We start from the raw sequence: 13350 nt of genomic DNA, 5'->3' as shown, positions 1-13350 counted from the left end.
TATTGTGAATTAAAGTAGTAATCGTTATGATGTAATATGGAATAATTTACGAGTTATTTAGATAAGGGGGGTTCGATGGTACATATTAATAAGTACCCTAAGATTATTATTGCCGTAATGGTGATGTTTTTTCTTTCTTTGTTGCCTTCCATGATGAATCAAGCTTCAGCTCATGCAACATTAGAAAAGACGAATCCTAAGCAAGATGGCGTTGTAAAACAAATGCCTGAAGAAATTGAATTAGAATTTAATGAACCAGTAAATTCGAAGTATTCCAATATCACTTTATATAATGATGAAGGTAAGGAATTAGGTAAAGTTAAGCCATCAACATCTGGCTGGGCAAAAACTTTAACGTTTTCACCAGATAAAGTTGGTAAAGGTACGCATACTATTAAATGGCAAGCCATCTCAGCTGACGGGCATGAAGTAGGAGATCAATTTGAATTTTCGGTAGGTAAAGTAACTGCCAAAGATATAGATACATCTAGCGCTTTTTATGCAGAACCAAGTTTTTGGTTTGGAGTAATGAGATATATTGCTGAAGGAACAACCATTATTTTAGTAGGTCTGTTTTGGTTAAACGGTATTGCTAAACGTCGCCAATTACATTCATTTGAATTATTTCCTAAACAAATGAGTATTTCATTTATGATGATAATGGCGTATATAATGGCATTATTGTTATACATGATGACATTAACCTCAGATGTTGTAGATGCTATATTATCACTTAAAATTGATGTTTTAATGCAATTTCCATTTATTTTAAGTTCAATTGCAATGATAGTATTATATGCTTTGATTATAATTAGAAATATGGATCGAATTTGGTATTGGCTAGTTTCAATAGTAATGATACTAACAATAAGTATGTCTGGTCATGCGTGGTCTCAATCAATTCCAATTTGGTCTATCGCAATTAGAACGATACATATTGCAGGTATGACATTATGGTTAGGTGCACTTGCATATCTTGTTTGGTATATGGTGAATAACAATTCATCTGAGCGGTTAAAAAATATACGTTCAATGCTATTTAAGGTGAATACTATTGCTGTTGCAATGATAATTATTTCAGGTGTGTTAATGGCTATTGATGAAACGAATATTTTAGCAATTTGGTCCAACATGCAAACATGGACAATACTAATACTTGTAAAAGTCATTGGTACATTAATAATGATGGCTTTAGGTTTATATCAAACCACGAAAGCTTTAGGTAAACGTCAACAAGTTAATAAAGTGACGTTAATAATAGAATTAATTATAGGAATCATACTTATATTCGTAGGTGTGATGATGAGTCAAATCAATATACCAGGTTAAGGAGCCGAATTATGTTAAAAAAATTAATTTCAATGAGTTTTATTTTATTTTTTACGTTAGGAATTTTTAAGGTTGCAGATGCACATGTAACTTTAAATCCAAATGAAAGCGAACCAGAATCTTATGATAAATATGATGTGAGAGTGCCAGTTGAACAAAATGACAATACGGTAAAAGTTGAATTAACTGTACCAAAAGGCGTTAATCTTGAGAATGTAGCACCAGTTGAAGGATTTAAGCATTCATTTGAAAAAGATAAAAAAGGTAACATTACTAAAGTAACTTGGAAAGCGACTGGTAAGGGTATCGGTCCTAATGAATTTATAGAATTCCCAATTGTTGCAGCTAATCCAGATAAAGAAGGTAGCTTTAAATGGAAAGCTGTTCAAACGTATGACAATGGCGATGTTGTTAAATGGGACGGTAAAGAAGATAGTGAACACCCAGCACCAATTACAACAGTGAAAAAAGGGGCTAACCCAACTGGTTCACAAAGTGATGAATCATCAACAAGTGGTAGTTCTATCGCGTTATGGGTTGTATCAATTGTAGCAATTTTACTTTCTCTAGTAGCTATTTTCAAAAAATCAAAAAAATAATTAAACATAGAGGATGCGATTTTGATAGGTCGTGTCCTCTTTTATAACTTAAATATTTGTTGTTTTGTCACTTTCATAATAATGAATATGTTTTATAATATAATCGTGAGGGAGGAAGAATCATGCGAAGATTATTATACTCATTTCTTTTTTACATGATTATTGGATTATTTAGTGGGTTTTATTATAGAGAACTAACTAAAGCACATCATTTTACGGGTGATACACAATTATCATTAGTACATACACATACATTGATTTTAGGTATGTTTATGTTTTTATTACTATTATCATTAGAAAAGTCATTTAAATTAAGTAGTTATTATTTATTTAATTGGTTCTTTGTTATATATCATATCGGTGTATTAGTAACAGTTGGTATGATGACAGTTAAAGGTACTTATCAAGTATTAGGAAAAACAGTACCGGCTTCATTCCCTGGATTTGCAGGAATGGGTCATACTGCTATGTTAGCAGCATTATTAATACTATTTTTCTTATTAAGACAAGCAATCATTAAAGAACCTAAAGATTAATTTCAGCTCGTGAGTGGTAGTGACTCACGAGTTTTTTTATAAAATGATTTGCTTCATATGTAAAATACCTTATAGTATAATGTAAAAGTATTGAATGATAATTATTTTCATTTAGAAATGATATAAATGTTATTTACAGTGTTTAAATAGGGGGAAACTAAATGGAAGACGTTACAATTATAGGTGGCGGTCCAGCAGGTTTATTTGCTAGCTTTTATTCCGGGCTTAGAGGTATGTCTGTGAGAATTATTGATGTTCAAGATAAGCTTGGTGGTAAGATGCAAGTGTATCCAGAGAAAATAATTTGGGATATTGGTGGCGTAGCACCTAAGCCGTGTCATGAAGTCATTAAAGATATGATTCAGCAAGGCCTACATTTTAATCCCAAAGTGAATTTAAATGAACGTGTTATTGATATAAGAAAAATAGACGAAAGACATTTTGAAATAGAAACTGAAGAAGGACAAGTATATCATTCAAAAGCTGTAATTTTTGCTATTGGTGGAGGTATTATTAATCCCAAACCACTGAAAATTAAAGGTGCTGAGCGTTATCAACTTACAAACTTACATTATGTTGTACAATCATTCTCTAGATTTAAAGACAAACATGTGCTTATTTCTGGAGGGGGTAACACAGCATTAGATTGGGCGAGAGATATTGCTAAAATAGCTGAAAGTGTGACCGTAGTTTATAGAAAACCAGAGATAACTGGTTATGAAGCGATGACTAAGGTGCTTGAAGATTTAGGCGTTCAGTTGATACCTTATACACAAATTAGTGAACTGATTGGTAACGACGAAGACAATTATATTCATCAAGTTAAATTAACTAACTTACAAACCGGTTTAACTTCGACTCATTCATTTGATGATGTTATTATAAGTCATGGATTCGATCATGAAAATCCATTATTAAAAGATTGTACGTCTCAATTTGAGTTGTATGATGAATATCGAGTAAAAGGATTTGGAAATACAACGACTAATATTCCTGGCATCTACGCTTGTGGCGATATTGTTCATCATGAAGCTAAGGTTCATTTGATTGCAAGTGCGTTTAGTGACGCAGGTAATGCTGCTAACCTTGCTAAAACTTATATCCAACCTGATGCTGCTGCAGAAGGATATGTTTCAAGTCATAATGAAATATTTAAAGAATCAAACAAAGAAATTATGAATCAATATCTATATTAATATAAAACGGGGGAACAAAATGATAAACATTAAATATGAAGCACCATCTGTAGATGATTATTTGAAATTAAGAGTAGATGCAGGAATGAGTGCTAAGTCGGTAGAAGCGGCACAAAAAGGATTGCCGAATGGATGTTTCAATGTCACATTGTATGATGATAAAACTTTGATAGGGATGGGAAGAGTTACCGGTGATGGTGGTACTACACTTCAAGTTGTCGATGTAGCACTACATCCTGATTATCAAGGACAAGGTTATGGCCGTACAATTATGGAACATATTATGAAATATGTGGAAGAAAATGCTGTAACAGGTACATATGTAAGCTTAATGGCCGATTATCCAGCTGATAAACTATATGAAAAATTTGGGTTCCAGTCTACTGAACCCCATTCAACAGGTATGTATATCCTATTTTAGGATAATAAAAAGACGTACTCATCATTGTAATGAACTTCAAAAATTAGAACTTTTAATCTAACTTTTTGAGTTTACATTATATTGAACGAGCACGTCTTTATTTTATTTTTAAGGTTTATTTAACACCAAAGTCAATGATGATACGACCCATGTGTTGATGATTCATCACACGTTCGATACCTTTTGGTAAATCTTCAAATGAAATGACATCTTTAATATCATGCAGTTGTTTTGGTTTTAAATCTTTGGCTAGACGACGCCAAACTAATTTACGCAATTTGATAGGAGTGAATACCGAATCAATACCTAATACACTTATGCCTCTTAAAATAAGTGGAAAGACAGAACTTTCAAATTTAGTACCACCAGTCATGCCGATTACTGCGACACTACCATTATTATCGAGTCTATTTACAATATTAGATAAACTATCACCACCTACAGGATCGATGGCTGCTTGCCATGTTCTAGATGCTAGAGGCTTATGATCATATTCAGGTAAACGATCGATAACTTCTTTAGCACCAATCGCTTTTAATTTATCATCTACATCTTTACGTCCAGTACTAGCAACTACGTCATAACCTAATTTATTTAACATTAAAACAGATAACATACCTACACCACCAGAAGCACCTCTGACAAGTACACTATCTTTTTCAATAGTCATTCCATCATTTTCTAGACGTTCGATGGCTAATCCTGCAGTATAGCCTGCTGTTCCATAGATCATTGCTTCTTCTAAAGTTAAATCCTCTGGTAAATCAATAATCCACTCGCTTTTAACTCGAACATACTCACTATATCCTCCAAAATGACTTACGCCTAAATCATAACTAGTTACTATAACTTTATCACCTACATAATGGCCTGGTGCATTTGATTCAACAATTTCACCAGATAGATCGATACCCGGTACCATTGGGTATTGTTTTACAATTGCATTGTTATTTTGAGTAGCTAATGCATCTTTATAGTTAATACTTGAATAATGTACTTTAATCAGTACATCACCTTCAGGTAAATCATCTACTGTAAGTTGCTTAAAATCTGAAGAGACGTTTCCTTCATCGTCTCTATCTACGAGATAAGCTTTAAATTTTTCTGACACTATAAGTTCACTCCTTCAATATTTATGACCTTCATTATAAAGTTTTCTTCTACTTATTAAAATGATAAAAACTTTCCTTAATTTAAAATGACAAAAATTAGCCACGACTATTTTAATATAAATTGTGACGAATTGTCATAAAGTTTTAGAAATAAAATTGTTAAAAAAAGTGTTTCATAAATTTTGAAAAGAATTGTTATTGACACAATTAAAGGAGAAACATATAATTATTTTGATAATGATTATCAATTGCGACTAGTTGTTTTTAATAATAAAAATTTATGTAGGGGTGTAATAATGAAAAAATTACCAATAATTTTATTAACGTCGTCATTACTTTTAGCAGCGTGTGGAAATAACGGAGAAAGTAGTAAAGATAGTTCTAATAAGAGCAATAATGATAGTGGAAATAAAGCCGAATTAAAAGAGGCTACTAAAAAATATGAAAAATACACAGACAAACAATTAGACGAGTTCTTAAAAGGAACACAACAATTTGTAGATGCTATTGATAACAATGATATGGATAAAGCTAAAGAATTATATCCTAAAGTACGTATGTATTATGAACGTTCTGAACCAGTTGCAGAAGCTTTTGGTGATTTAGATCCTAAAATTGATGCGCGTTTAGCAGATATGAAAGAAGAAAAGAAAGAGGACGAATGGACTGGTTATCATAAAATTGAAAAGCAACTTTACCAAGACAACAAAATTGATGATACAACTAAAAAAGATGCTAAACAATTACTTAAAGATGCCAAAGAATTACACGCCAAAGCAGATACTTTAGATATTACACCTAAATTAATGCTACAAGGTTCAGTAGATTTATTAAACGAAGTATCTACTTCTAAAATTACTGGTGAAGAAGAAATTTATTCACACACAGACTTATATGACTTCAAAGCTAATATTGAAGGAGCACAAAAAATCTATGAGTTATTCAAACCAACTTTAGAGAAAAAAGATAAAAAATTAAGTGCAGATATTCAAAAGAACTTTGATAAAGTAAATGAATTACTAGATAAATATAAAGATGGCGATGGCTATAAATCATATAATGATGTAACTAAGAAAGATAGAAAAGCACTTTCAGATGCTGTGAATTCATTAGGAGAACCGCTAAGTAAAATGGCCGTGGTTACTGAATGAGTAAACTAGACAATCAAAAGTCATCATCTGTAACTAGACGATCATTTTTAAAAATGATGGGTATAGGTGGCGCCGGTGTCGTTATAGGTGCTAGTGGTGCAGGAAGTGTATTTTCATTTAAATCAATGTTTGACACTCCAGAAGATGAAGAAAAAGATGCTTACGAGTTTTATGGTAAAGTGCAAGCGGGTGTTACTACACCAACTCAGAAAACTTGTAATTTCGTATCTTTAGAACTGAAATCTAAAGATAAAAATGCGATCAAAGATATGTTTAAAGAATGGACTAAGATGGCTGCCAATATGACAGATGGCGATGCAGTAGAAAAGGATAGTAAAAATCCATTATTACCACCTGTTGATACAGGTGAAGCTATTGGATTAGGTGCCAGTAAATTAACCATCACTTTTGGAGTAAGTAAATCATTTTTAAAAAAATTAGGTCTTTCTAATAAAATTAGAAAAGATTATAAAGATTTACCGCATTTCCCTAATGACCAAATTACAGATGATTACAGTGATGGCGATATCATGATTCAAGCATGTTCAAATGATGAACAAGTAACGTTTCATGCTGTGCATAATTTAATTCGTCCATTTAGAGATTTAATCAAAGTGAAATGGTCTCAAAATGGTTTTGTATCAGTCAAAGGAAAAGAAACACCTAGAAACTTAATGGCATTTAAAGATGGTACAGTCAATCCACGCAAAACAAATGAATATAAGGATTATGTATATATTGATGATGGTTGGGCTAAAAATGGTACATATTGCATTATACGTAGAATTCAAATTCATATTGAAACGTGGGATCGTACAGCACTAGAAGAACAAGAAGCTACATTTGGTAGAAAAAGAGCTTCTGGTGCACCGTTAACAGGTAAAAAAGAATTTGATGAAATGGATCTTAAAGCTAAAGATAGTACAGGGGAATATGTTATTCCTAAAGATGCACATGCGCGTTTAGCGAAAGAGGCTAAAACGTCAATAAAAAGACGTGCATATAACTATACGGCAGGAACAAATGAGAAAACAGGAAACTTAGAAACAGGTCTACTATTTATTTGTTTCCAAAAGTCTCCACAACAATTCATTGATATTCAAAATCATCTAGGACATCAAGACAAATTGAATGAATATATTACACATAGAGGAACTGCAACATTTATTGTATTACCAGGTGTACAAAAGGGAGGCTACCTAGGTGAATCGCTATTTAATTAAGATTGTTACTATTATCATTCTTGGGTTAACTATCTTTAAGTTTGCGCCTGCTTATGCCGAAACTTCTTCAATGAGCGAAACATATGTTGCTATTACAGATGCAAAATCAACAATAGAAGATAAAGATAAAAGTGCATCAGATAAATCTAAAGCACTAAAAGAAGTAAAAAAAGAAATCAAATCTTTAAAAATAAAAAATAGTAAAGAAGGCAAGAAAGTTAACAGTAAGTTGAAGGAAGTTGAAAATGCTTCATCAGATGAAACTAAAGCTGATAAACTTTCTGAGTTAACAAAGGCGCTTATTGCTTATGAAGATAAACAATCTTCAAAAGATGCTTCAGGAAAAATCAAAGAGTTAAAGCAAGCAGTTGATGCAAAAGATGCACCAATGAAAAAAGCAATCAAAGATAAAAATCAAACAGAGTTACAATCGCTTAACAATCAACTGAATACAATTTGGACAAGTAATGAAACCGTTATTCGTAATTATGATGACGGGAAATATGGCCAAATCGAAGTGAACTTAATGCAATTACGAGTTGCAGTGCAAAAAGAACCTTTAGATGTGGATAAAGTTAAATCTACATGGTCTACATTTAAAGATAGTATTGATACTGTTGATCAAAAGCAATCTGATACAGATTCAGATAAATACAAAGTAACTCAACTTAATGATGAATTAGATAAAGCTATCGCTGGAATCAATGATAATGATTTAGATAAAGCAGATGCGTCATTATCAAGATTTGTTAAAATATGGCCTTACGTTGAGGGTAAAATTCAAACTAAAAATAGTAGCTTATACACTAAAATAGAAGACAAAATTCCTTATTACCAAAGTATTTTAGATGATTCAAATAAAGATCGTGTGAAAAAAGGTCTACAAGAAATGAATACAGAAATTAAAGATACAGTTGGTCAAGGTGAATATTCTTTTGTTGATGTAATGATTATTTTCTTAAGAGAAGGTCTAGAAGTCTTATTAATTATCATGACGTTAACAACAATGACACGTAAAGTTAATGAAGTTAAAGGTACATCAAGTGTTATTGGTGGTGGATTATTAGGGCTTGCTTTAAGTATTGGTCTAGGCATTGCCTTTATTTATACAATAGGTAATAATGGCGTTGTCAGAGAAGGTATGGAAGCGGTGCTCGGCATTGTTGCTGTTGTCTTAATGTACATTGTAGGTATTTGGATGCATCGTCGATCTAATGCACAACGTTGGAATGAAATGATTCAAAATATGTATAACAGTGCAATGAGCAATGGAAACTTAATACTTCTCGGTACTATTGGTCTTATCTCAGTATTAAGAGAAGGCGTTGAAGTTATCATATTCTATATGGGTATGATAGGTAGTATCACTACAAAAGATTTTATTCTAGGTATAGCACTAGCAATAGTAATACTAGTTATCTTTGCTTTTGCATTTAGATTTATTGTTAAATTAATCCCAGTACGCTTTATTTTCAGAGTATTATCCATATTAATATTTGTTATGACATTTAAAATGTTAGGTGTAAGTATTCAAAAATTACAATCACTAGGTTATATGTCCCAACATAGTATTGAAGGCTTACCAACAATTAGTTGGATTGGTTTTTATCCAAGTGTAGAAACAATTATTGCACAAGTGATTTTAATCATACTTATACTTGCATTTGTCTTAAAAAGACGTAAAAAATAAAAAAAAGAATCTCGAGTGAAGTTATAATAACTAGACTTCATTCGAGATTTTTTGCCTTTTGTAAGTGATTTTAGCAATTAACATACTAAATTCAAATAAGATGATTAAAGGTAACGTTAATAGTAAATTAAGAACTAAATCTGGTGGTGCTATAATACTTGCTACAACAAAACAAGCAAAGTAAATATATTTACGATATTTTCCTAATTGATGAGGATCTATCAAACCAAAATGAGCTAATCCCATAAATAACACGGGTATTTGGAATAAAAATCCAAAGACAAGTAACCATTGTATTAATTCACCTAAGTATGCCTTTAAACCGATAATAGGTTCAATACTAAGAGCATCCGATAAATTAATTGAAAAATTAATAATAAGCGGAAACCCAATAAAGAAGGCAAATACAACACCAATTAAAAATAATCCAGCGCAAAAAATACTATATTTATATATAAATTTGCGTTCATAGTGGTGTAAACCTGGTGCAATAAATGCCCAAAGTTGGTAGAAGATGATGGGTGCGATGATACATACAGCTACTGAAAAGATAATCATAATATAAATTTGAATCGTTTCAGTAAAAGAAAATGTATGCAATGTTACATCTGAACGCTTTATATAATGTAAAAAAGGTTTAATCCACCAATGAGACGATATATAAATGATAATAGTTGCGACAATAAATGATATGAGTACGCGTACTAAGCGTTGTCTTAATTCAGTGAAGTGCTCTAGTAAAGTAGCACTATTTTGATTGTTCACGTTGTGATTTTGAAGATTTACTGGGAGTTTCTGTAGAATCTTCATCTATATTTTCAGCAGCTGATTTAAATTCTTTTAACGTAGATCCAATAGCACGACCAAATTGAGGTAATTTAGTTGGTCCAAAAATAATTAATGCAATAATACTTATAATGACAAGGCTTGTTGGTCCAGCGATTCCTAATACAAACATGTTTTCCATTTTTATCATCCTTTATAATAGTACTTGATTAATTATAACTTTATACTTATTGATAAAGATTATCAATAAATAATTTGGTTTTTGTAGTAATTTAATCGTCGTAGTTATATTAAATGCATTTCACTCAAAATAGTTTAATCGTCTTCAATTATTCTAGTTTATAATATATAATAAATGAAATATTCTGAAAAATAATATAGAGTATTGTTAAATTGCATTACTAAAGGGGGATTATCATATAATGAGACAAATTGAAGAAATTAATATTGAAGATGTAAAAGCACTTCAAAAAATAGCTATTGATACATTTTATGAAACATTTAAACCATATTATACTGAAGAAAATTTACAAAAGTTTTTTGAGGACGCATATAATATTGAAAAGTTAAAAACAGAATTAAACAATCCCGAATCTTTCCATTACTTTTTTAAAGAAAATAATGAAATTGTTGGATATACGAAATTTAATATTGATAACGCACAAACTGAACCTCATGGAGAAGATTACCTAGAAGTACAACGTATTTACTTCTATCAAACTCATCAAGGTGGAGGAAGAGGTAAAGAATTGATTAGTTTAGCTGTAGAAAAAGCCAAATCATTTGGAAAATCTAAAATATGGCTTGGTGTGTGGGAACATAATCCAAATGCAATTCAATTTTATAAATCAAGAGGATTTGTTCAGACTGGTCAACATGAATTCTATACAGGTGATGTTGTTGATAGAGATATTATTATGGAAAAAGAATTATAATTTCAAATAATTGACTTTTATAATCAATTAAAAGTATTGAAATATTCGCATCTTAGTTCAAATTCAGATATAATGATGACGTTAATTTTTTAAATTATGTTTAAAATATATTGTTATAAATAAAAGATTTATCGTTGGAAAGGACGTATTAGATGCATTCATTGACGATTATTGTCACTTATTACAATTCAGAGGAATATATCCAAAATTGTATAGAAAGTATTAAGCAACAACGTACTCAGGACTTTGAGGTTATCATTGTAAACGATGGTTCTACCGATCAAACTGAGAGATTAATGAACGAGTCACTTAAAGATTATGATAAGAAAATCAATTACATTAAATTAGAAGAGAATCAAGGACATGCACATGCTCGTAATGTTGCAATGAAAGAAGTAGAAACACCTTATTTCATGTTTTTAGATGCAGATGATGAACTTGCATCTTATGCCATTACTTTTTATTTGGAAAAATTTAATTTCACTGATGGTTTAATAGCTCCTATACATTCGTTTACGCTTAAAAAGCCACAATTTGTTGATTTAGATAGAGTAAAAGTTAATTATTATGTTGGTAAAAGTAATATAAATTCATTTTTAAGAAAGCAAACAGCTTGTAATATTATTTTTAGAACAGCAATTGTAAAAGCACATCAATTGGAATTCAACGAAGATTTGAGTGTATATACGGATTGGTCTTTCGTCATCGAATACTCTAAATATGTAAATAAATTCATGAGAATTACCAATTTCTCCTTCTATTATCGAGGAGAAGTATATGACCCATTCGAAGGTACAACATTGAGTGAACAAGACTTTGATATTTTATTCGAAGATTATGTCAAAATGTTCTACGATGCTATGAATCGTGTCACAATTAAAGAAACAAAAACATTCATTATTGACAAGTTGGAACAACAAATTGCAAGAGATTTTGATCCAACACATCATGATATTAAGAAAAGATATGCTGCACACAAAGAAACATTAGTTGAATTAGCACGTTATTTAAACGTTAATTTAATCAAACATCAACATCTTATTAATAAAATTGAGACGATTCTTCTGATTAATGATGACACTGACAAAGCGTTCCAAGTTAACCAGTTCAGAAAAACATTAAGACATGTGAAAAATATTGTCTTACGTAATAAAAATAAAAATCGTTCAGTTTATGAATTAACAGATAAACAAGAAAACGTAAAACCTAAAACGATTGTGTTTGAATCATTCGGTGGTAAAAATTATAGTGATAGTCCAAAATATATTTATGAATATATGCAAAAATATTATCCAAATTATCGTTATGTATGGTCATTTAAAAACCCAAATAACCATGTTATCCCAGGTGACGCTGAAGTGGTTAAGCGTAATTCAGAAGCATTTTATCAAGCTTATTCAGAAGCTAGTCACTGGGTTTCAAATGCAAGATTGCCTTTATATTTAAATAAAAAAGAAAATCAAACATACATCCAAACATGGCATGGTACACCATTAAAACGTTTAGCAAATGATATGAAAGTAGTTCGTATGCCAGGTACCACAACACCAAAATATAAACGTAATTTCAACCGTGAAACGTCAAGATGGGATTATTTAATCTCACCTAATAGATATTCATCAGAAATATTCAAAAGTGCGTTCTGGATGGATGAACCAAGAATTTTAGAAATTGGATATCCTAGAAATGATGTTTTAGTAAATAGAGCAGACGACGAAGAATTTAAAAATGAAATCAAAAAGAATTTAAACATTCCAGAAGATAAAAAAGTCATCATGTATGCACCTACTTGGAGAGATGATGAATTCGTAAGTAAAGGTAAGTATCTATTTGAATTAAAAATCGACTTAGACAACCTATACAACGAATTAGGAGAAGACTATGTCATTTTATTACGTATGCATTATTTAATTTCAAATGCTATCGATTTAACTGGATTTGAAAACTTTGCTATCGATGTATCAAATTATAATGATGTTTCAGAAATATTCTTAGTCAGTGATTGTCTAATCACAGATTACTCATCAGTAATGTTTGATTACGGCATTTTAAAACGTCCACAATTCTTCTTTGCATATGATATAGACAAGTATGATAAAGGCTTACGTGGATTCTATATGGATTATAAAAAAGATTTACCAGGTCCTATTTTTACTGAACCATACGGATTAGCTAAACAACTTAAAGACTTAGATAAAGTTCAACATGAGTATCAAGATAAAATTGATGCCTTTTATAATCGATTCTGTTCAGTAGATGATGGTAAAGCATCACAATATATTGGTGAATTAATTCATAAAAATATTGAAGAATAAACTTTAATAAAATAACACGAAAAATTAATAAATTTAGGGTATAATATTTATGAGTAA

At 30.8% G+C, this 13350-nt stretch carries 13 protein-coding genes; 10 read left to right on the top strand and 3 right to left on the bottom strand.

The genetic code is table 11. The annotated features are described in order from the left end of the window. Positions 1-75: 75 nt before the first annotated feature. The 5 genes from Q4528_RS00145 to Q4528_RS00125 all read left to right on the top strand — a co-directional run bounded on the left by Q4528_RS00145 (position 76) and on the right by Q4528_RS00125 (position 4081). Positions 76-1329: a copper resistance CopC/CopD family protein gene (locus Q4528_RS00145; RefSeq protein ID WP_037555564.1), complete on the top strand. Its 1254-nt coding sequence runs from the start codon at positions 76-78 to the stop codon at positions 1327-1329. Between the two features lie 11 nt (positions 1330-1340). Beyond that, on the top strand, positions 1341-1928 hold the full coding sequence (locus Q4528_RS00140; protein ID WP_017636824.1) for a YcnI family protein: 588 nt from the start codon (positions 1341-1343) through the stop codon (positions 1926-1928). Between the two features lie 122 nt (positions 1929-2050). Next, positions 2051-2464 carry a DUF2871 domain-containing protein gene (locus tag Q4528_RS00135; protein ID WP_017636823.1) on the top strand — a complete coding sequence of 138 codons (414 nt, stop codon included), beginning with the start codon at positions 2051-2053 and terminating at the stop codon, positions 2462-2464. 161 nt (positions 2465-2625) lie between these two features. Next, entirely contained in the window at positions 2626-3660 is a 1035-nt protein-coding gene (locus Q4528_RS00130) for an NAD(P)/FAD-dependent oxidoreductase (protein ID WP_017636822.1), read from the top strand. Positions 3661-3679: 19 nt separating this feature from the next. Next, entirely contained in the window at positions 3680-4081 is a 402-nt protein-coding gene (locus Q4528_RS00125) for a GNAT family N-acetyltransferase (RefSeq protein ID WP_017636821.1), read from the top strand. A 115-nt stretch (positions 4082-4196) separates the two neighbouring features. On the opposite strand, the gene Q4528_RS00120 is transcribed toward Q4528_RS00125, so the two are convergent. Then, on the bottom strand, positions 4197-5192 hold the full coding sequence (locus Q4528_RS00120; protein ID WP_046467083.1) for an acrylyl-CoA reductase family protein: 996 nt from the start codon (positions 5190-5192) through the stop codon (positions 4197-4199). A gap of 297 nt (positions 5193-5489) precedes the next feature. On the opposite strand from Q4528_RS00120, the gene efeO reads away from it, so the two are divergent. Genes efeO through Q4528_RS00105 form a run of 3 tightly spaced genes read left to right on the top strand, consistent with a single transcriptional unit; the run spans position 5490 to position 9257 of the window. After that, positions 5490-6344 (top strand): iron uptake system protein EfeO, encoded by an 855-nt coding sequence (gene efeO / locus Q4528_RS00115; protein ID WP_046467084.1) that lies wholly within the window; start codon positions 5490-5492, stop codon positions 6342-6344. Continuing rightward, positions 6341-7567, top strand: a complete 1227-nt coding sequence (gene efeB, locus Q4528_RS00110; protein WP_017636818.1) for an iron uptake transporter deferrochelatase/peroxidase subunit — start codon at positions 6341-6343, stop codon at positions 7565-7567. Before efeO ends, efeB begins: the two co-directional genes overlap by 4 nt. After that, positions 7548-9257 carry an FTR1 family protein gene (locus tag Q4528_RS00105; protein WP_303520014.1) on the top strand — a complete coding sequence of 570 codons (1710 nt, stop codon included), beginning with the start codon at positions 7548-7550 and terminating at the stop codon, positions 9255-9257. The genes efeB and Q4528_RS00105 overlap by 20 nt, the downstream gene beginning before the upstream one ends. 30 nt (positions 9258-9287) lie before the next feature. Here Q4528_RS00105 and tatC read toward each other — a convergent pair whose 3' ends face one another. Next, a complete protein-coding gene (tatC, locus tag Q4528_RS00100; protein ID WP_046467085.1) occupies positions 9288-10022 on the bottom strand; it encodes a twin-arginine translocase subunit TatC in 735 nt (244 codons plus the stop codon). Beyond that, positions 10006-10224, bottom strand: a complete 219-nt coding sequence (gene tatA / locus Q4528_RS00095) for a twin-arginine translocase TatA/TatE family subunit (RefSeq protein WP_017636815.1) — start codon at positions 10222-10224, stop codon at positions 10006-10008. The genes tatC and tatA overlap by 17 nt, the downstream gene beginning before the upstream one ends. Before the next feature lie 241 nt (positions 10225-10465). Here tatA and Q4528_RS00090 point away from each other — a divergent pair, with 241 nt between their 5' ends. Further along, positions 10466-10978, top strand: a complete 513-nt coding sequence (locus Q4528_RS00090) for a GNAT family N-acetyltransferase (RefSeq protein WP_046467086.1) — start codon at positions 10466-10468, stop codon at positions 10976-10978. A 152-nt stretch (positions 10979-11130) separates the two neighbouring features. Continuing rightward, entirely contained in the window at positions 11131-13293 is a 2163-nt protein-coding gene (locus Q4528_RS00085) for a bifunctional glycosyltransferase/CDP-glycerol:glycerophosphate glycerophosphotransferase (RefSeq protein ID WP_237450909.1), read from the top strand. Positions 13294-13350: the final 57 nt, after the last annotated feature.

It is taken from the genome of Staphylococcus pasteuri, assembly GCF_030547725.1.
In the GTDB taxonomy this organism is placed as follows: Bacteria; Bacillota; Bacilli; order Staphylococcales; family Staphylococcaceae; genus Staphylococcus; species Staphylococcus pasteuri.
Note: the sequence above shows the minus strand (reverse complement) of the source record. Positions and strands in the feature narration are given on the sequence as shown.